Raw genomic sequence first — 20618 nt, forward strand, 5'->3', positions numbered from 1 at the left:
CATGGCCCGGTACCGTGAAAGTATGATACGACAGCTCCGACCGCGTCCGGACTCAGGCAAATAGCGGTGGGATATCTTGAGGTTGGGGACACTGAATGCTGACGCCGGCTGAGCTCGTCTGGCTGATCGCTGCGGTTGCAAAGGGCGACGAGGTTGCGTTCGAGCGCCTCTACGCGGCCACGCGCGCGAAACTCTTTGGCGTGGTTCTCCGTATCTTGCGCAGACAGGATCTTGCGGAAGAAGTTATCCAGGAGGCCTATGTCAAGATCTGGAACAGTGCCGGGCAATTCAATCCCGGGCTGGCTTCGCCAATTACGTGGATGGTATCGATTGCCCGAAACCGGGCGATCGATGTGGTCCGCAAGAAGGGCGAAGTATCGATCGAGGAAGAGCCGGCCGCGATGGAAGTCGCCGCCGATACGCCCGATCCGCTTGCGCGTCGGGAAATGACCGAGGAGTTGAAACGCCTGTTGGAGTGTGTGGGACGGCTTGAGCCGGACCGCCAGAAACTGGTGCTGCTTGCTTACTACAATGGATGGAGCCGCGATCAGCTCGCGGTGAAGTTCTCCGCGCCGGTGAACACGGTGAAGACATGGCTGCGCCGCAGCATGTTGGATATCCGGGAGTGTCTGGGATTGGTATGATGGCCTATAGCGAAGACCATATCGTGCTGGCGGCGGAATACGTGCTCGGCACCCTGGACGCCGATGAGCGCGCGCAGGTCGATACCATGATGACCGTAGACAAGGAATTTGCCGGGCTGGTCGATGCGTGGTCGCGCAAGCTCGACGTCCTCAACCAGATGGTCGGCCTCGTCGAGCCTGGTCCCGAAGTGTGGGAGCGGATCAAGCGCGCTGCCGGCCTGTCCGGCGCGCAGCAGGCTCTGATCCTTCCCGCGGCGCCGGTCGCGGCTGTTGCCGCCGAGCAAGCTGCGCCCGTCGAGGCCGGCCGTCCCGCCATCGATTTACCGTATGATAGCTCGCAGGACGGTTCGAACGTCGTTGCCTTCTCGCAGCAGGCGCGCCGCTGGCGCAATGTGGCGACCGGCATGATGGCGATCGCCGCGGCCCTGGTGGCGATGATCGGCCTGCAGGCGACGCGCCCCGATCTGCTCCCGGAAGGCCTTCGCCCGAAGGCGCCGCAGGTCGCGCAGGTTTCGCCGCCGGCGGCCCCCGTTGCGCAGGCCCAGTATGTGGCGTTGCTGCAGACCGATGCCGCGTCGCCGGCCTTCATTCTCACGGTCGATTCCGCCACAAAGAACTTCACTGTCCGCAAGGTCGGTGCCGAGCAGCAGCCCGGCAAGGACTATGAGCTGTGGATCGTGTCCGACAAATTGCAGGCGCCGCGTTCGCTGGGTGTGATCGGCGGTCATGACTTCACGACGGCAGCCGCACTGGCGGCGTATGATCCGGCGATGGTGAATGAGGCGACCTATGCCGTCACGGTGGAGCCCACCGGCGGCTCGCCGACCGGCAGCGCCACCGGCCCGATCGTGTTCACCGGCAAGCTGATCGAGACGGTGCCGGCTCCGGCGAAGTGATCACGGGCTGCGCTTGTTTCTTCCATCTCCCCTTGTGGGAGAAGGTGGCGCGGCCGAAGTCCGCGTCGGATGAGGGGGCGCCGCCAAGCACTACCCCTCACCCGTCCGCGCTACGCGCGGCCACCCTCTACCACCTAGCGAAGCTTTGCTTCGCGCGGGGGAGAGGGAAAATGTTGCGCGCGTCGCAAGACAATCAAATTTCAGACAAAGAAAAACGCCCGTGGGGAGCGGGCGTTTTCCATTTGGAAGTCCACCCGGGGGGAAGTGGAGCTTCGCTGGATTCACACGACGACCTTGGGGGACATCGCCGCGCGAATTCGTGAAATCGTTAGCGCACCGCGGTGGCGCTGGAGCTGCCGATTGCGACCGGCTTGCCGGCCTTGATCACTTTGGCGGTCTGCGTGTAGCCCTCGTTCGAATTAACACGGGCGCTGATGCCGAGCCCGGCCACGAAAATACCGGCGATCAGGGCAACGATGACCACCTTGAGGTGGGTCATGCGGTCCGCGCTGTAAATCGAATGGTTCATCCAACGCTCCTGCCGTCTGTGCCTTCGACCGTTGGTGTCATTACCGGTCTGGCTGGTTCAACATCTCATGGCAAAGAACGTAGGGACGACGCCTTACGTTCCAAAGATGTGTTCACAAGGCAGTGAAGAGACGTGATCAGGCGCGATCAGACCGCCTGGCTGTTCAGTCGAAATCGGAAAAAATACCATTTAATCAAATGCTTGAAACTTTGAGTGCGAGAAGCGATGAACGGGCCGCGCCCCGCGACATTCTGGCAAACCGCTTGTCTGTGACGAATTTACATCATCTCGGGCGCGCCGGCAGGTCCTTGTCAGACGCTGCCGACGGTCTTCAGGCGGGCGCGCGGATGAATTTCGGCCTGCGACAGCACCGTGGTCTGGGCCCGGAAGCGCTCGACCAGCGAGCGCACGAACGGACGGATTGAGGCCGAGGTGACCAGCACGGGGGCTTCGCCTTCGCGGGCGGCCTGTTCGAAGCGGTCGCGCACCGTGGTCATGAATTCCGACAGTTTGGACGGCTGCATCGCCAGGCTGCGCTCTTCGCCGGTGCCGATGATCGACTCGGCAAAGGCCTGCTCCCATTTCGCCGACAGCGCGATCAGCGGCAGGTAGCCATTATAGGAGGTGTTCTGCGCGCAGATCTGGCGCGCGAGGCGGGCGCGGACGTGCTCGACCACGGTGGCCGGATTGCGCGAGAACGACAGCGCGTCGGCAATGCCTTCCAGAATGGTGGAGAGGTCGCGGATCGAGATCCGTTCGGCGAGCAGCAGCTGCAGCACGCGCTGGATGCCGGACACCGTAATCAGGCTCGGCACGATGTCCTTGATCAGTTCGCCCTGTTCCTTCGGCAGGTCTTTCAGCAGCTTCTGCACTTCGCCATAAGACAAGAGGTCGGCGGTATTGCCCTTCAGCAGCTCGGTGAGATGCGTCGACAGCACGGTGGCGGCATCGACGACGGTGTAACCCTTCATCGTCGCCTCCTCCTTCAGCGCAGCATCGACCCAGGTCGCCGGCAGGCCGAAGGTCGGCTCGGTGGTGTGGATGCCGGGTACATTGACCTGCTGGCCGCCGGGATCCATGACCATGAACTGCGCCGGCCAGATCCGGCCGCTGCCGGCGTCCACTTCCTTGATCTTGATGACGTAGGTGTTGGCCTCGAGCTGGACGTTGTCGAGGATCCGCACCGACGGCATCACGAAGCCCATCTCCACCGCCAGCGACTTGCGCAGCGCCTTGATCTGGTCGGTCAGCCGGTCGGTGCCATCGGGGCCGTTGACCAGCGGCAGCAGCGCATAGCCGAGCTCGATCTTGAGATCGTCGATCTTCAGCGACGCCGAGATCGGCTCGTCGGCAGCGGCGGCAGCAGCCGCGGCTACCGCGGGAGCCGCGGCTTCGCGGGCCTCGGTCGCCTTGACAGCCTTGTTGTTCTTGCTGGCCTTCCAGGCAAGCCAGCCGGCGCCGCCGCCGAGTGCCAGGAACGGCAGCATCGGAATCCCCGGCAGCAAGCCCAGCGCCAGCATCACGCCAGCCGACATGCCGAGCGCCTGCGGATAGCCGGACAATTGCTTCATCAGCGCCTTGTCGGCGGCGCCCGTGATGCCGGCCTTCGAGACCAGCAAGCCCGCGGCGGTAGAGACGATCAGCGCCGGCACCTGCGTGACCAGGCCGTCGCCGACGGTCAGCAGCGTATAGGTGCGCGCCGCTTCGGCGAATGACAGGCCCTGCTGGGCGACGCCGATGATGATGCCGCCGATGATGTTGATGAACACCACCAGCAGGCCGGCGATGGCGTCGCCGCGGACGAACTTCGAGGCGCCGTCCATCGCGCCGAAGAAGCCGCTTTCATCCTCGAGGTCCTTGCGGCGCTTCTTGGCAGTGGCCTCGTCGATCAGGCCGGCGGACAGATCGGCGTCGATCGCCATCTGCTTGCCGGGCATCGCGTCCAGCGTGAAGCGCGCCGCGACTTCGGCGATGCGGCCCGAACCCTTGGTGATGACGACGAAGTTCACGATCACCAGGATCGCGAAAACGATGATGCCGATGACGAAATTGCCACCCATCACGAAATTGCCGAACGCCTCGATGACATGGCCGGCGGCGGCGGTGCCCTCGTGGCCGTGCGACAGGATCAGCCGGGTCGAGGCCATGTTGAGCGACAGCCGCAGCATGGTCGAAATCAAGAGTACGGTCGGGAACGACGAGAATTCCAGCGGCGTCTGGATGAACAGCGCCGTCATCAGGATCAGGATCGACATCGTGATCGAAATCGCCAGAAACAGGTCGAGCACGATCGCCGGCAGCGGCATGATCAGCACGACCAGGATGATCAGCACGCCGAAGGCGAGCGCCAGATCGCCGCGCAAAATCATCGAGCGGAGGTCGCTGAACGTGAAGCCCGCCTTCGGCGCCCCGCCCAAGCCTGATCCCGCTACCAAATCCGTCATGTCTGCCGCTTCCTGCCGCGAAAATCCTCCGCGGGCGCCGAACGTCTGGGCGACGGCCGAGGGGCCGCCGGATCGAAAGTGAGGCACCGCACTGGCTTCCACGGGCATTCCCCGATCGGCTGACGAGACGCGACTTCACCCGGCAATTCTTGCCGGGTGTATGGTTAGCAAAGGGTTAATTTCCGGTCGTCGGGGCTGCGGCATATGGCGATCTGTGCTGCGGCGGGCACGCTGGTCGTTGTTGCGCTGCTTCTGCATGGCCCCTTCCCGGGCGGTTCGCTTGACGGGCGGGTGGCGCCCCACGATGTTGCCGCCGTGGAAAAAGAATTCAGGATTCGGGAGTTAACGCCCCATTTCATCCCCGACTCGCGCCAGGCGTGGGCGCGGCTCGGCATCGCCTTGATCATTGGCTCGATCGGCTCGGTCGGGATGTGGTCGGTGGTGGTGGCGCTGCCGGCGGTGCAAAGTGAATTCGGTGCCAGCCGCGGCGGCGCCTCGCTGGCCTTCACGCTGACGATGGCCGGCTTCGGCCTCGGCGGCGTCGCCGCCGGCCGGCTGACCGACCGCTTCGGCATTGTCGCCACCGTGGTGCTGGCCGCCGTGCTGATGGGCGCGGGCTATCTCGCGGCCTCGTTGTCCACCGCGCTGTGGCAGTTCAACCTGATCCATCTGGCGATCGGCGCCGGCGCCTCGGCGACGTTCGGCCCGCTGATGGCGGAAGCATCGCACTGGTTCGAGCGCCGCCGCGGCATTGCGGTGTCGATCGCCGCCACCGGCAGCTATATCGGCGGCGCGTTCTGGCCGCCGCTGGTCAATTGGGGCATCCAGAACCACGGCTGGCGCTTCACCCATGTCGCGGTCGGCCTGGTCAGTTGCGGCCTGATGCTGGCGTTCCTCTTCATCCTGCGACTGCAGATGGGAGCCGGTTCGCGCCGCAGCCACATCGACGCGCCGCCGCCGCGGATCGATTTGCGGCTCGGCGGCCATGCGCTGACCATGCTGCTGTTCACGGCCGGCGTCGCCTGCTGTGTGGCGATGGCGATGCCGCAGGTGCATATCGTCGCGTATTGCGGCGACCTCGGCTATGGCGCGGCGCGCGGCTCCGAGATGCTGTCCCTGATGCTGGCCTGCGGCATCATCTCAAGGGTCGGCTCCGGCTTTCTCGCTGACCGCATTGGCGGCATCCGCACGCTGCTGCTCGGCTCGGTGATGCAGGGCGTGGCTTTGCTGTTCTACCTGTTCTTTGACAGCATGGTATCGCTCTATGCCATCTCGGCGATGTTCGGCCTGTTCCAGGGCGGCATCGTGCCGGGCTATGCGATCATCATCCGCGAAGCGCTGCCGGCGTCGGAGGCCGCCACCCGCGTCGGCATCGTGATCCTCGGCACCGTGGTCGGCATGGCGCTGGGCGGCTGGATCTCCGGCGTGATCTTCGACGCCACCGGCTCCTACGCTGCCGCCTTCATGAACGGCCTCGCCTGGAACGCCGTCAACGTCACCATCATGGTGGCGCTGCTGTTGCGTGCGCGACAGCGGCTGGCGATGGCCTGAGCTACGCCGCTTCGGCGTTGCCGGTGACGCGTTCGCGCAGCCGGCGCAGCATGCCCTGTCCGCGGCGGCCGAGGAAACGGGCCCAGCGCCGCGCCTGCCAGGGCAGGCCTTCGCCGATCGAGACCGAGCGGAAGTGATAGGCGGTGGCTTCCGACCAGGCGTCGCAGGCGACCTTGGCGGGATCGTCATAGAACGCGCCGATCTTGTCGGCGCCCATGCCGTCGGTCGCGAGCCACTCCGGGATGTAGGCGTTGCACAGCCTTTCCACGTCGGTGAACACCATGTCGGTGCCGGTGCCGGCGGCCGGGCAGGAGGTCGAGAAAGCGTCGCCGACCAGTACGACACCGGCCGGGCGATGGCCGGTCGCGACATAGAGATCGGCCGGGCGGATCCGCAACTGGCCGGTGATCGCGAATTCGCCGGTGAAGTGGCGCAGCCTCGGAAACAGACGGTGCAAAGCGTCCACCGGCGCGTCGCGCATCTCGCGCAGCCAGGGGTCGTCCATGTCGCGGTACACGAACAGATTGGCGCGCATGCCTTCGGTCACCGGAAACAGCGTCAGATAGGCGGCGCGGTCGCTCGGCCGTTCCGAGAAATAGGTCAGCGCCGGGAAGTCGAAGGCCGGTCGTCCGCGCGGGACGATGTCGAAGCCGATGGTGATGCTGTGGCACTTGCTGATGATCTGGCGCTCGATGCCGAGCTGGTGCAGCAGCCCGATGTTCAGCCCGCTCGACAGCACCACCAGCCGTACCGAAATCTGTTCGCCGGTAGATAGCGTCAGCGTCTGCCGGTCCGCACTGGTGGAAATCGCCGTGACCTTGGCCTCGATCTGGTCGATGCTGTCCGGGATTTCGCCGCGGATCGCATTGACCATGTCGTGGTACAGTATGCCGAACTGGCGGCTCGGCTTGCGGTCGATCAGATAGCCGAACCGCGCGGTCCAGATCTCGCCATCGTGGCGGCCGGCGCGCAGCGCGGCATCGACCAGGCCGGTCTTGCGCAACAGCGCGAGCTGATTGGTGCTGATCTTTTCGGAACGCAAATCGGGTGGATATTTGGCGTGCGGATCGATCACCACGGCGGAGACGCCGGCGCGCCCCAGCATGGCTGCCGCCGTCGAGCCGGCGAGGCCACCGCCGACCACCGCAATATCCGTATATCGCATAATTCCCAGCCTTGTGGACCTGCGACATTCTGGCAGGGATTGGCAAATAAAGCCTGAACAAGCGAACAACGGCCTTCACCCGTCGGCGGAGACCCGCGACATCGTCGGGCAAGGTGCGTCATGGCGGCTACACACGGGGAACGGGATGCCAAGCGTCGCGTTGGCGCGTCATCTTCCTCGAACGAAAGTAAAGCAGATGAAAAGGTTTCTTGCGACCGCCGCGGCGGTTCTCCTGATTTCCGGTATCTCCGCGGGTTCGGCTTCCGCCAAGCACAAGCGCCAGGGCATTTACACCAACACGAAGTCCCAAGGCGTGACCACCGGCCGGTCGGCGCCGACCGGCGGCAATGCGGCGCTGTCCGGCAATAATGGCAATTCCGGCAGCGGCAGCAACTCGCTCGGTAACGTCAAGGGCGGCAATTCCGGCGGCATGCGCTAGGCGTCGTCAGCTGCTCAACGGTCAGATCGCAGCCGTGCCGTCTCTTTGCTGCGATCGACCGGGCGTCACCGTGTAGCGCAGATGCACGGCGCCATGGTCGATCTTCTCGCAGGAGGCCAGGGACAGTTCGGTCTTTCCGGCCAGCCCTGCGTCGCCGAAGTTGACGATGGATGTGCAGCCCGCTCGGGCATCGAGCGCCGGCGTCATGATGACGTTGAATTCATCCACCAGCCCGGCTGCGAAGAACGCGCCATTGATGCCGCCGCCGCCTTCCAGCGCCAGCCGCTGGATGCCGAGTTCATGGCGCAATACGTCCAGCGTTGCTGCAAGGTCGATCTCGTCGGCGTCTGACACGATGTAGGAAACACCATCGGCGGCGAGTTCGGCGAGATGCGCGTCGGTCACGGCGCGGCCGAGCAGGACCACGACATGATCGCCATTGATGTCGGGCCGGCCAAAATGCAATTTTCCGGACGTATCGAGAGCTATGGCGAACGGACGGGCGTCTCTCGCCGCGAAATGATGCGGGCGCTCGACCGAGACTTTTCCGGCAGGCGGATGCGGCGCGCCCTTGGCCATTTCGGCCATGGTGACGCGCCCGGCGATCCACGCGTCGGCCTTCAGGCTGTCATGAATCTTTTCGTAGCTCGCTGACCAGTCGTCGCGCGATCCGTCCGGGCTGGTGGTCCATTTGCTGAGTGACAGGCTGCCGTCGAGCGAGGACACCATGAGGCAGACAACATAAGGCTTGGTCATTTCGTCTCCTGAACGAAGCCGCGGGGAGGGCGCCACGCAGCGAGCCTGACGGCAAAAGGGCGGCATGACTGACAACGCCGGCCACGGCGAAAAGACCCATTCTTCGAAAACACGGCTTACATGAAGCCCCGGGCGCGCCCGAGACGGAAGATCGAGGCATTTGGCAAGGCCGAGTGTGGAGCGACTGTCTTTCGGGTCAAGCGTTTTTGGGCTGCCATGGCGTTTTGTCCCGGAGGATGGCGTTGAGGATGGTGAGTAGCTTGCGGGCGACCGCAATGATCGCCACCAGCTTGGGCTTGCCGGCGGCAACGAGTTTGTCTCGAAACAGTTTGAGCGTCGGATTGAAGCGAGCGGCGACCATGGCGCCCATGAACAGCACGCCGCGCACGCTGGCTCTGCCGCCGCCGATGAAGCTCTTGCCGCGCCATTGGCCGGATTGCCGGGTCCATGGCGCCAGACCCGCAAGCGCGGCGATCTGACGGCGATCAAGCGTGCCCAGTTCCGGCAATTCGGCGATTAGGCTGCGGGCAATCGTCGGCCCGATGCCCGGGACCGAGGCCAGCAGATCTTCCTTCTCGGCCCAGGCCGGCGTGCCCTGGACGTGATCGCGGATATCGTCGTCCAGTTCAGCCAGCTCTTTCTCCAGCGCCTTGCGCAGCCGGGCGATGCTCTTCTTCAACCGCGGATTACTGACGCGACGGGCACGCTGGCTTTCCGCCGCGATCATCTCGACGATCTGGCGCCGGCGCGCGACCAGATCGGCAAGCAGGCGCGTCATCTCGTCGGGCAGCTGACGCAGCTGCGGTTTGGTCGCCTCGGCAAAATGCGCGATCACCATGGCATCGATCGGATCGGTCTTGGCGCGCTTGCCAACCGCGTTGGCAAAGAAGCGCACCTGCGCCGGATTGACGATCACCACCGGCAGGCTTGCTCCGCCGAGGCCCGCTGCGACAACCGTCTCGAAGCCGCCGGTCGCCTCGATGGCTACCAGCCGTGGCGAGATCGCCTTCAGTCGTCCGATCAGTTCGTCGATCCCCGCGCCATCTCGGGCGACCGCAAAACTCTGGCCCGTTGGGCGTACCGCTACGTCCAGCCGGTCCTTCGAAACATCGATGCCAACGTAAATCGCGTCCATCTGATCCCATCCTTGCGCAAGCGGGCTCGCAAAGCGGCCCAAGCGACTGTTCGGGTTCGATGGAACGGCAGGCGAAGACCCACGCTCCCCAACGGGCTTGGTGTCCCTCAGGTGATGCGGTCTTTCGCCTGCCACCGCTCCGCCAAGCTTAGCAGAAACGGCATTCGGCAAATTACAAGGTGCCCGTGCGCAGCCGGACACTTTCGCAGGGCACCCCCTTGATGCTATGCAGCATCAGCTTCGGTATCCAATTCTTTGAACGCTTGTGGTGAGCCGTTGAATTATTCCGGAAAATTCCAGCTCTCAGGCATGGCCACGACGCCGGATTTCGGCGGCGCGACAAGCGACGGGTCGTCGTCCGGCGGGCACACCGTCATCGTCCCCGATGCCCATCTGCTGTTTTCCGGTGACTACAAGCGCGCCGGGCTCGATCTGGTGCTGTCGAAGGACGGCCACGAACATGTGGTGCCCGACTATTTCAAGGGCGTGGCGCGCGCGACGCTGGCGTCGCCAGATGGCGCTCATCTGTCGGGCGATCTGGTGACCGCGCTGACCGGTGAGGTGCAGGTGGCCCAGCTCGGCGGCGCGGCTGCCGCAGCGCCGGTGATCGGCACGGTGACCCGGCTTACCGGCAGCGCCACGGCGATCCGCAACGGCGTCTCGATTCAGCTCAACATGGGCGACACCGTCAACAAGGGCGACGTCGTCCAGGCCGGCGCCGATTCGACGCTTGGCATCACCTTTATCGACGGCACGGTGTTCGGGCTTTCGGCCAATGCCCGCATGGTGCTCAACGAGATGGTCTACGATCCCAACGGATCGAGCAATTCCTCCCTGCTCAGCCTTGTGCAGGGCACCATCACCTTCGTCGCCGGCGAGACGGCCAAAAAAGGCGACATGCGGGTCGATACGCCCGTGGCGACGATGGGCATCCGCGGCACCGCCGTGCTGGTCGAGATCGGCTTCGAGGTGCCCGGCCAGGGTGGCGCGCCACCGGTCAAATTCCAAGTGCTGGTCGAGCCCGGCGGAAGGGTGGGGTCCTACGTACTGTACAGCCGGGCCGATCCGACCATGGTGATCGGCACGGTCAACGCGGCCGGGCAGGTGACCAGCGTCACCGGCACCGGCGATGCCCTGACCTCGCAGGCGCCGCCGCTGTCGCCGGAGGCGCTTGCGATCATCGCGCCGATCTTCCAGCTATACTTCCCGAATGTCCCGAATCCCAATCCGAGCGGCACCCTGCCTGGCGGTAGTTCGCCGCCGCCCGGCACCGTGCCCGGCAGTTCGGATCCGCAGCCGCTGAATTTCAATCCGTTTCAGGGCCTGACGCCGGAAGTGCCGCGGATCATTCCGATCAACCTGCCGGATGCGCCACCTGGCACGCCGCCGGTCCTGGTGACCGTAACGCGGCCGAACACGGCGCCCGTGATCGAGTCGGCCCGCCTTGCCGTGTCCGAGGGCGGCACCGTGGTGCTGGGCGCCGGCAGCATCGGCGTCGTCGATACCACCAGCACGGCGTTCACCTTCACGGTGTCCGGCGTCAGCCATGGCGCGTTCCAGACCTCGGCCGACGGCATCGTCTGGGTCGCGGCAACCAGCTTCACTACGGCGCAGCTCATTGCCGGTCGCGTCCGCTTCGTCCATGACGGCAGCGAGGTCGCCCCGACCTTCACGATCCGGGCGGATGACGGCGCCATCCTCAACAGCGCCAGCAACCTGCTGCCGGGCAGCGTCATCTTCACGAATGTCAATGATGCGCCGGTGATTACCTCGGCCGGGCTCTCGGTGAAGCAAGGCGGCATTGTCCTGCTCACGCTCGCGAATGTCGGGATTTCCGATCCCGACAGCAGCAGCTTCACTTACTATGGAACGGCAACCCACGGCACGTTCGAGATCTACGATACCGCAACTGGTACATGGTTAGTGGCATCCGCGACCCGCCCGTTCACATCGGCGGAGATTGGCGCAGGCCATGTGCGCTTTCATCACGATGGCAGCAGCGCGGCGCCGGAAATCACCGTGATCGTCAGCGACGGCAGCATCAGCAGCGCGCCGGTTGTCGCGGATGTCGATTTCACGCCGGTGCCGCCGGACACCGTCTACCACCTGACCTCGTCCGACGGCACCTCGATCGATGTCGGCCCGGGCGGCGCCACCAACGGCTTCGTTCTGCCAGGGATGGGCAATGTCACCACGCCCGGCACGCCGGAAGACCGTATCGTGCTCGGCTATCATCTTGGTCAGAATTCAACGCCGGTCGTCGTCAACGGATCGCCGCTGATGAACGATACCGACTTCACGACCATTTCGCATACCCAGGTTCACAACCAGGACGGTTCGAACTCGGTGGTCACCACGCTCGGCGCCGGCAATAATGTGACCCTGACCCAGACCGTCACGCTGGGCGCAGATGCCAATTACTTCACGACTACCATCGAAATCTTCAACGGCAGCGGCTTGGAGCTGACCGGCGTTCGCTTCATGCGCAATTTCGATCCCGACCAGGATGTGCAGACAAACGGGATCTACGCCACGCGGAACGACGTGATTCACAATCCGGCCAATGCGAACGATGTCGCCATCGTCTCCGCAAAGGGGGCGGCGTCGGGGGCCGAGGTCGCGCTGATCGGACTGAACGGAGACTGGCGCGCGTCGTCCTATGGTTTCACCAACACGAATCCGTATGCAACGCAGGCCTTTGGCAGTCCGACCGATCCCAATGGCGCCCAGGGCGATCATGCGATCTCGATCACTTACGATTTCGGCAGCATCGCGGCGGGCGCACATGCCACGACGACCTACATCACCACCGCCAATGTCGCGACCGCTGGCAGTAACGCGTTGTTCGGGACCAACGGCGCCGACAGCATCAACGGCCTCGCGGGTGACGACTTGCTGATAGGTCTCGGCGGCGCAGATAACTTTGTGTTCACGGCTGGTTCCGGTCGCGACACGATCTATGATTTCCAGACGAGTATCGATCACATCGATCTACAGGCACTGTCGTCGATCGTCACGCAGAGCAGTCTGGGCACCTGGATGGCACAGAATGTCATGGCCAACCCGGACAATTCAGCGGATACCCTGATCACCCTCGATAGCGGCAACTCCATCCTGCTGCACAATGTGGCCCATACGAGCCTGAGCGCCAGCGATTTCATTGTAAGCAACTTCTCCGTCTGACATGGCGCGTCAACTTTCTGCAGGGGCCATTTGCCCAAACTTCCCGGCCAATGCCATAATGAGCGGCAGGTCGCAGTCCGGGACGGCGTAACGCGCCCCCCAAACCGCCGCCCACTGATCGCAAGGGTCTGATGATGCAGCGTTCCTTGTCACGAGTCGGCCAACCCGCGAAGTCCGAGCTAGGCAACGCCCTGCGGGCGTGCCGCGGCGCCTTCTTTGGCGTCGGCGTGATGAGCTTCATGATCAACATCCTGTATCTGACCGGCTCGTTCTTCATGCTCGAAGTCTATGATCGCGTGCTGCCGAGCCGCAGCGTGCCGACGCTGATTGCGCTGATCGTGCTGGCCGGTGGCCTCTACATCGCGCAGGGCGTGCTCGACCTGCTGCGCGGTCGCATCCTGGTGCGGGTCGGCACCTCCATCGACGAGGCGCTCAGCCCGCGGGTGTTTGAGACCGTGGTGCGGCTGCCTCTGTTGAAGGGCGGCCAAGGCGAGGGGCTGCAGCCGCTGCGCGACCTCGACAATATCCGTGCCTTCCTGTCCGGCATGGGGCCGGGCGCGCTGTTCGACCTGCCGTGGCTGCCGCTCTATCTGGCGATCTGTTTTGCCTTCCATCCGCTGATCGGCGTCACCGCTACGGTCGGCGCGCTGATCCTGGTGGGGCTCACCGTGCTCACCGAGGTGCTGACGAGGCGGCCGGCGCAGGATGCGCAGGGGCTTGCAGCGCAGCGCAGCGACATCGCCTCCAGTAGTCGGCGCAACGCCGAGGTCATCGTCGCGATGGGCATGGCCGGGCGGCTGACCCGGCGCTGGGCCGGCGCCAATGATCGCTATCTCGACGGCAACCGGCGCACCAGCGACGTCGCCGGCGGGCTCGGCGCCATCGCCAAGGTGCTGCGCATGATGCTGCAATCGGCGGTGCTCGGCGTCGGCGCGTATCTGGTGATCAACCAGCAGGCCACCGCGGGCATCATCATTGCCGGCTCGATCCTGAGCGCGCGGGCGCTGGCGCCGGTCGATCTGGCGATCGCGCACTGGAAGGGCTTCGTCGCGGCGCGGCAGAGCTGGCACCGCCTCAACGGGCTGTTGCAGGCGGTGCCGGCACAGGCCGCGCCGATGCAATTGCAGGACCCGTCGCGGACGCTCGCGGTCCAGGCCGTCAGCATTGCGCCGTCGGCCGACGGCCGGGTCACCGTTAGCGATATCAGCTTCGTGCTGGAGGCCGGGCAGGGGCTCGGCATCATCGGGCCGTCCGGCTCCGGCAAGTCCTCGCTGCTGCGCGCGCTGGTCGGCGTATGGCGCCCGGTGCGCGGCCATGTCCGGCTCGATGCGGCGAGCCTCGAGCAATGGTCGTCCGACGATCTCGGCCGCCACATCGGCTATCTGCCGCAGGACGTCGAACTGTTCGCAGGCACGATTGCGCAGAACATCAGCCGCTTCGATCCCGACGCCCCGGCGGAGGCCATCATCGCCGCGGCCATGCAGGCCGGCGTGCATGAACTGATCGTCACCATGCGCGACGGCTACGACACCGAGATCGGCGAGCAGGGGGGCGTGCTGTCGGCCGGGCAGGCGCAGCGCATCGCGCTGGCGCGGGCGCTGTATGGCGAGCCGTTCCTGGTCGTGCTCGACGAGCCGAACTCCAATCTCGACACCGAGGGCGACGAGGCGCTGACCCGCGCGGTGCGCGCCGCGCGCGCCCGCGGCGCCATCGTCATCGTCGTCGCGCACCGGCCGATCGGCATCGAGGGCGTCGACAGGCTGCTGGTGCTGAAGGACGGACGCATGCAGGCGTTCGGGCCGAAGGAGACCGTGCTGGCGCAGGTGCTGCAGCGCCCGGTGCCGCCGCCGATCAAGATCGTGTCCGATGGCGGGGTGGCCAAGCCATGAGCATTCCCGGCACCGCTCGGCGCTCGATCCGTTTTCATCTGGTCATCGGCCTGGTCGTGGTGCTGGTGCTCGCCGGCGGCATCGGCGGCTGGGCCGCAACCGCGCAGATTTCCGGCGCGCTGATCGCGCCGGGCTCTGTGGTGGTGGATTCCAACGTCAAGAAAGTACAGCATCCGACCGGCGGCGTGGTCGGCGAATTGCGCGCGCGCGATGGCGACGTGGTTCGCGCCGGCGACGTCGTGGTGCGGCTCGACGACACCGTCACCAAGGCCGGCCTTGCCATCGTCACCAAGAACCTCAACGGGCTGTGGGCGCGCGCGGGACGGCTGGAGGCCGAGCAGCGCGGCGCCGAGCGGATCCATTTCCCAGCCGTGCTGCTCGAGCAGATCGCCGACGACGAGGTCAAGAACGTCGTCGCCAGCGAGACCAAATTGTTCAATGTCCGTCTCGCCAGCCGCACCGGTCAGAAGGCGCAGCTCCGCGAGCGCGTGCTGCAGCTCAACGAGGAGATCAATGGCCTGGCCGCGCAGCAGGCCGCCAAGTCGCGCGAGATCGAACTGATCGAAAAGGAACTGATCGGCGTGCGCGGACTGTACAACCAGCAACTCGTGCAACTTTCGCGGCTGACCGTGCTGGAGCGCGACGCGGCGCGGCTTGCCGGCGAACGCGCGCAGTTCATGGCCGCCCGTGCCCAGACCAAGGGCAAGATCACCGAGACCGAACTGCAGATCATCCAGATCGACAAGGATCTGGTGTCGGAAGTCAGCAAGGATCTGCGCGAGACCAATGACCGGATCGGCGAATTCGTCGAGCGCAAGGTCACCGCCGAAGACCAGTTGCGCCGCGTCGATATCCGCGCGCCGCAGGACGGCATGGTGCTGCAATCCACCGTGCATACCGTCGGCGGCGTCATCACCGCCGGCGACGCCATCATGCTGATCGTGCCGCAGACCGACAGTCTCTCGGTCGAGGCGCGCGTCAATCCGCAGGACATCGACAAGCTGGTGATCGGCCAGAAGACGCTGCTGCGGCTGTCGGCCTTCAACCAGCGCACCACGCCCGAACTGAACGGCGTCGTCAGCCGGGTTTCGCCGGACACCACCACCGACCAGCGCACCGGGCAGAGCTATTACACCATCCGCATTTCGATGCCGGCGTCCGAAATCGCCCGGCTCGGCGACGTCCGCCTGATCCCCGGCATGCCGGTGGAGGCCTTCGTGCAGACCGGCGACCGCACCATGCTGGCCTATCTCGCCAAGCCGTTCAACGATCAGTTGATGCGCGCGTTTCGCGAGAAGTGAGCAGGCCGGATGTCGCGATGAAGCGGATGCGGAGGGTGCGCAGGCTGGCGCGAAGGTTCGGACGCGCGCGTGCGGCCTGTGTCGTGTTGCTCATGGTGCTGGCGACGTTGCGGATCGGCGATCCGCCGGCGCTGGAAGAAGTGAGGCTGCGCGCGTTCGACATGTTCCAGGTGATCCAGCCGCGCGTGAAAACGGCGCGGCCGGTGGTGATCGTCGATATCGACGAGGCCAGCCTGGCGCGCTTTGGCCAGTTTCCCTGGCCGCGGACCAGGATTGCTGACCTCGTCGATCGGCTCAGCGGGCTCAAGGCCGTGGTGATCGCCTTCGACATCGCCTTCCCGGAGCCTGACCGCACCAATCCCGCCGCCGCCGCAGATGCCATTGCCGGGCTCGACGATGCCACTCGCGACAGGCTTCGCGCGCTGCCGAGCAACGACCAGGTGCTGGCCGAGGCGGTGCGCCGCTCCCGCGTGGTGCTGGGCGAATCCGGCATGTCGAGCGCGGCCGCGCCGCTCGACCCGTCGCTGCCGATGACCGGGCTGGCGATGCTGGGCGGCGACCCGCAGCCATATCTCGTCAGCTTCCCCGGCCTGTTGCGCAACCTGCCGGAGCTGGAGGGCGCCGCCGCCGGCCGCGGCCTGTTCACCATCCGCAACGAGCGCGACGGCATCGTGCGCCGGGTGCCGATGCTGATGCAGGCGCAGGGCGCAACGATGCCGGCGCTGACCTTCGAGATGCTGCGGGTCGCGACCCGCACCGATACCATCTTCGTCAAGTCCGACCGCGCCGGTATCCGCAGCATCGCGGTGCAGGGCTTTGAAATCCCGACCGACCGCAACGGCCAGCTCTGGGTGCATTTCGCCAGGCATGATCCCGGCATCTACGTCTCCGCTGCCGACGTGCTGGACGGCCGCGTGCCGGCCGACCGCGTCGCCGGCCGGCTGGTGCTGATCGGCACCTCCGCGATCGGCCTGCTCGATACCAAGACGACGCCGCTCGATGCCGTGATGCCAGGCGTTGAGATCCACGCCCAGGTGCTGGAAAGCGCGCTGACCAGGACGGTGCTGTCGCAGCCGAACTACGCGATCGGCGCCGAATTATGCGTCGCGCTGCTGCTCGGCGCCATCGTGATCTGGCTGGCGCCGATGTTCGGCCCGGTGACGCTGGCCGCGATGGGCGCGGCGTTCGCCGCCGCTCTGGCCGGCGCGTCGTGGTTTTTCTACAGCCATCACCGGCTGCTGCTCGACTTCACCTATCCGTTGCTGTCGACCACGCTGATCTACCTCGCGCTGATCTTCAGCAATTTCGTCCGCGAGCAGCGCCAGCGCCGCCGCATCCGCTCCGCCTTCAGCCGCTATTTGTCGCCGGCGCTGGTCGAGCAGCTCGCCGAGGCGCCGGAGCGACTGGTGCTGGGCGGCGAGGAGCGCGAGATGACGATCATGTTCTCCGACGTGCGCGGCTTCACCGCGATCGCGGAGTCCTACAAGCACGATCCGCACGGCCTGACCACGCTGATGAACCGCTTCCTGACGCCGCTGACCAACGCGATCCTCGCGCGCAACGGCACCATCGACAAATATATGGGCGACGCGATCATGGCGTTCTGGAACGCGCCACTGGACGATGCCGCCCACCAGATCAATGCCTGCCACGCTGCGCTCGACATGCTGGATCGGATCGAGGCGCTGAACCTGGTGCGCGAGGCCGAGGCGGCCAATGGCGGCCATGCCTACCAGCCGATCCAGGTCGGCATCGGGCTCAACACCGGCACCTGCGTGGTCGGCAATATGGGCTCCGACCTGCGCTTCGACTATTCGGTACTCGGCGACAGCGTCAATCTCGCCTCACGGCTGGAAGGCCAGTCCCGGCACTACGGCTTTCCGATCATCGCCGGCTCCGCCACCGCGCTGGCGGCGAAAGAGCATTTCGCGATCCTCGAACTCGATTTCATCACCGTGAAAGGCAAGTCCGAGCCGGAAGTGATCTACGCCATCGCCGGCCCCGCCGAGATGGTGAATTCCGCATGCTTCCAGCGGCTGCGCAACCTGACCATCGAGATGCTGGCCTGCTACCGCAGCCGCGACTGGGGTGGCGCGCTGGACGTCATCCGGCGCGGCCGTCACTCCGAGGCCGCCGACACTCTGGCGCGATTATACGATCTCTACGAAGCCCGCATCGTCGCCTTCCGGCAGCAGCCGCCGGAGCCGGACTGGAACGGCGCGGTGGTGCTGGTGGCGAAGTGACGGGCGCCCGCGCCATGCGCGGGCGGCTTGGCGTCTTGCGGTCGCCTCGATGTCGTTTTGGCGAAACCACGGTAAACGTCGTCCCGGCGTGCGGCGCCCGGCCCCAGCAATGTTGCGCCAAACGCTGCGGGCGGGCGCCCGATATCGTATGACGACAACGTGCGGATCCCGTCAGACGCGAAGACGTATCGGTGGAGAATATAGCGTCCGCTATGTCGGATGCCGGGCAAACAGCCCGGTGGGTTCGGCGTACACGACCTGACATCGCCTCGTGTTCATCTCGCGCCAGTCGCCGACCGAGCGCATGACACCTCGCCTCCAGCCCGACCCGCCCGCAGGAGGATGCCATGGATCATTTCATCCACGCCGGTAATCTGGCGATTTTCAAGAAGCGTCTGGCCGAAGTTCTGAGCCCTGCCGAGCGCAAAATCGTTCTGGAACTGCAGGCCGAGGAATTGGCCAAAGCCGCTCTGCCGAAGAGGTAGGGGCAAGGCGCACGCGGGCGGCGGCAGGGGCGGTATGCGCTTCGCCGGAACGTCGCCCGCGGTTGATCCGGGTGGCACCCGTAGTGCCGGGCGGGACGTGTATCGCGCGAGGCGCCTGCGCGTCCGGTGGCCGGTGTGTCAGGCGGGCTCCACGCCGGGCTGGGTTCAATATCCTCGTGGTTCTAGTCAACGCACCTATGCAGGCACTGATCGCAATCGGCGTCTTTCCCGCCGTCCAGATCCTTGCTCTGCCGGCACATGATCGTGGCTTCCCGCGCCAGTCAATGGCATTTGAAGGCCAAATCCATCATCTCTGCTTTTTCCGACCTGGAGCGGCCAGACAGCCTTGCCCGCTGCTCGAACTCGTCAGCCTTAGCTCTCAGTTCGGTGATGGCCCCGATCATTTCTCGTCCTGACTGCACTATCGGGTTCGACATTGCTCGTGCTGACAGTGATGATCAATTCCGGTGAGTTACGGATCTGAGACGTATAGTTAATAGTTGGCTCACTTGGCGGGCTATCGTAGTTGCGGCGCAGGCGCTAGGCCGCTCAAATTTGCGGTAATCCGGCGCACGGTGGCAAGCCGGTCGTGAGCGGGCTCGCCGGGTGTCTCTGCCTCCCGGATGCACGGCTGGTAATTAAGTCCGTCGCCATCATGCGAAAACATCGGCGTCATACGCACCAGCGGTGATCGGCGGCTATGTGCTGAAAAGACGGGCCCGTGCCAGCGTGATGGAAGGCAATTCGCCGAAGGCCTTGCAATAGTCTCTGGCAAAATGGCCGAGATTGGCGAAGTTGCAGGCCAGTGCAATGCCAGTGACTGTTGCTGCCGCGTCGCCAGCTTGCAGCATTTCTTTAGCACGCTGCAGCCGCACCTGCTTGGCGAACAGTCGTGGTGAATAGCCGCGATGCGCGACAAAGGCGCGTGCCAGCGTTCGTGCGCTGACGCCGGTGATCTCAGTCAGTTCCTCAATCTCGACTGCGCGCTGCCAATTAGCTTCAATATACTGCTCGGCGCGACGAACATGGGCCGGCGTTCCGGCGCTGACATCGCTTTCAAGCAGGTGCGTGAAACTGTGACGGACCGTGCAGAGAAACGAGACTTCGATCGCCTGTTCAAACTGGTGTACGATCGGGACGGGTAATGCGTCATGCGCCGGGTTGAGCTGGCTCCGGCAGAAATGGGCGAGTTGAACCAAGCGCTGCACTTCAGCCGTATCCGTGCGAACGCAATTATCAAATACAAGGTCACCCTTCGGCGCGAAGCCCAGCATTGCGGTGAGCCTGCTCTTGAGCCCGTCGTGGCCGAGACGCAGCACCATCTGCTCGTAGCCGGCGTGAAATTTCAGCTTGGACGCGCGGCCAGGCGATGTCACGCAGCCGTGCTGCGGATCGACTTGCACCACCTCGCAACCGACCGTCGTTGTCGAATGGCCTTTGGTCCCGATCTGAAAACGCACGGCGTCGGTCTCGTCAAAATGCGCCACCGCCTCGCCGCCATAAGCGCAGATGCCAAGCGATACTCGGTCCGTGATGATAAAATCGCCGTAGCCTTCGAACGCGCCGGCCGGCGGCCCTGTGAAATGACTGGCACCGAAGCGCGTCAGCATCGCATGACGCATTTCTTCCGGGTCGCTCGTATGCACGAACGAGTGCCGGCGTAACGGCGCCGAGGGCGATATAATCACGGACGACCCTGCTGAGATGAGATGACGACCACAATCCTTGCACCTTCCACATCAGCACCGCTAATCATTTTTTTCTTTAGTTACTACATGAGCGTACGAAACCCGACATTGTCCGGATCTGAGCGACGACAGCAGAGCTCGGACTAACGCAACGTTCTTCTTGATGAACTAAGCATGTCATCGAGTTCACCGACAGCTTGCTCGCTTAGACGCAAAGGCGGCCACCACAACCAAGGCGGCTTTTAAACTCGGTGAAAGTCGGCATCACTC

The 20618-nt window shown here is 64.8% G+C and carries 15 protein-coding genes; 9 read left to right on the top strand and 6 right to left on the bottom strand.

Translation table 11 applies throughout. The features are described from left to right. Positions 1-95 precede the first annotated feature (95 nt). Both FIU28_RS08295 and FIU28_RS08300 read left to right on the top strand, forming a co-directional pair. Positions 96-644: a sigma-70 family RNA polymerase sigma factor gene (locus FIU28_RS08295; protein ID WP_143572479.1), complete on the top strand. Its 549-nt coding sequence runs from the start codon at positions 96-98 to the stop codon at positions 642-644. Then, entirely contained in the window at positions 644-1540 is an 897-nt protein-coding gene (locus FIU28_RS08300) for an anti-sigma factor (RefSeq protein ID WP_143572480.1), read from the top strand. Before FIU28_RS08295 ends, FIU28_RS08300 begins: the two co-directional genes overlap by 1 nt. 328 nt (positions 1541-1868) lie before the next feature. Here the strand turns inward: FIU28_RS08300 and FIU28_RS08305 are convergent, their stop codons facing one another. Together FIU28_RS08305 and flhA are read right to left on the bottom strand one after the other, a co-directional pair. Next, a complete protein-coding gene (locus FIU28_RS08305; RefSeq protein WP_143572481.1) occupies positions 1869-2069 on the bottom strand; it encodes a hypothetical protein in 201 nt (66 codons plus the stop codon). Between the two features lie 311 nt (positions 2070-2380). Continuing rightward, complete coding sequence (gene flhA / locus FIU28_RS08310) at positions 2381-4615, bottom strand: flagellar biosynthesis protein FlhA (protein WP_143576105.1); 2235 nt, start codon at positions 4613-4615, stop codon at positions 2381-2383. A 102-nt stretch (positions 4616-4717) separates the two neighbouring features. On the opposite strand from flhA, the gene FIU28_RS08315 reads away from it, so the two are divergent. Then, a complete protein-coding gene (locus tag FIU28_RS08315; RefSeq protein WP_143572482.1) occupies positions 4718-6064 on the top strand; it encodes an MFS transporter in 1347 nt (448 codons plus the stop codon). 1 nt (position 6065) lies between these two features. Here the strand turns inward: FIU28_RS08315 and FIU28_RS08320 are convergent, their stop codons facing one another. Next, positions 6066-7229, bottom strand: a complete 1164-nt coding sequence (locus FIU28_RS08320) for an FAD-dependent oxidoreductase (RefSeq protein ID WP_143572483.1) — start codon at positions 7227-7229, stop codon at positions 6066-6068. A gap of 196 nt (positions 7230-7425) precedes the next feature. Here FIU28_RS08320 and FIU28_RS08325 point away from each other — a divergent pair, with 196 nt between their 5' ends. Next, a complete protein-coding gene (locus FIU28_RS08325; RefSeq protein WP_143572484.1) occupies positions 7426-7668 on the top strand; it encodes a hypothetical protein in 243 nt (80 codons plus the stop codon). A gap of 21 nt (positions 7669-7689) precedes the next feature. Here FIU28_RS08325 and FIU28_RS08330 read toward each other — a convergent pair whose 3' ends face one another. Further along, on the bottom strand, positions 7690-8424 hold the full coding sequence (locus FIU28_RS08330) for a RibD family protein (RefSeq protein ID WP_143572485.1): 735 nt from the start codon (positions 8422-8424) through the stop codon (positions 7690-7692). A 196-nt stretch (positions 8425-8620) separates the two neighbouring features. Next, entirely contained in the window at positions 8621-9559 is a 939-nt protein-coding gene (locus FIU28_RS08335) for an IS110 family transposase (protein ID WP_143572486.1), read from the bottom strand. A gap of 276 nt (positions 9560-9835) precedes the next feature. Between FIU28_RS08335 and FIU28_RS27440 the strand changes: the two genes are divergently transcribed. The 5 genes from FIU28_RS27440 (at position 9836) to FIU28_RS26370 (ending at position 18660) form a co-directional block, all read left to right on the top strand. Beyond that, on the top strand, positions 9836-12742 hold the full coding sequence (locus FIU28_RS27440; protein WP_143572487.1) for a cadherin-like domain-containing protein: 2907 nt from the start codon (positions 9836-9838) through the stop codon (positions 12740-12742). A 131-nt stretch (positions 12743-12873) separates the two neighbouring features. After that, a complete protein-coding gene (locus FIU28_RS08345; protein ID WP_246660917.1) occupies positions 12874-14631 on the top strand; it encodes a type I secretion system permease/ATPase in 1758 nt (585 codons plus the stop codon). Then, on the top strand, positions 14628-15932 hold the full coding sequence (locus FIU28_RS08350) for an HlyD family type I secretion periplasmic adaptor subunit (protein ID WP_143572488.1): 1305 nt from the start codon (positions 14628-14630) through the stop codon (positions 15930-15932). Before FIU28_RS08345 ends, FIU28_RS08350 begins: the two co-directional genes overlap by 4 nt. A 17-nt stretch (positions 15933-15949) precedes the next feature. After that, entirely contained in the window at positions 15950-18175 is a 2226-nt protein-coding gene (locus FIU28_RS08355) for a CHASE2 domain-containing protein (RefSeq protein ID WP_143572489.1), read from the top strand. A gap of 347 nt (positions 18176-18522) precedes the next feature. Beyond that, positions 18523-18660, top strand: a complete 138-nt coding sequence (locus FIU28_RS26370) for a hypothetical protein (RefSeq protein WP_168202891.1) — start codon at positions 18523-18525, stop codon at positions 18658-18660. A gap of 698 nt (positions 18661-19358) precedes the next feature. Here the strand turns inward: FIU28_RS26370 and FIU28_RS08360 are convergent. Then, entirely contained in the window at positions 19359-20306 is a 948-nt protein-coding gene (locus FIU28_RS08360) for an AraC family transcriptional regulator (RefSeq protein WP_143572490.1), read from the bottom strand. Positions 20307-20618 lie beyond the last annotated feature (312 nt).

This window comes from Tardiphaga sp. vice154 (assembly GCF_007018645.1).
GTDB lineage: Bacteria > Pseudomonadota > Alphaproteobacteria > Rhizobiales > Xanthobacteraceae > Tardiphaga.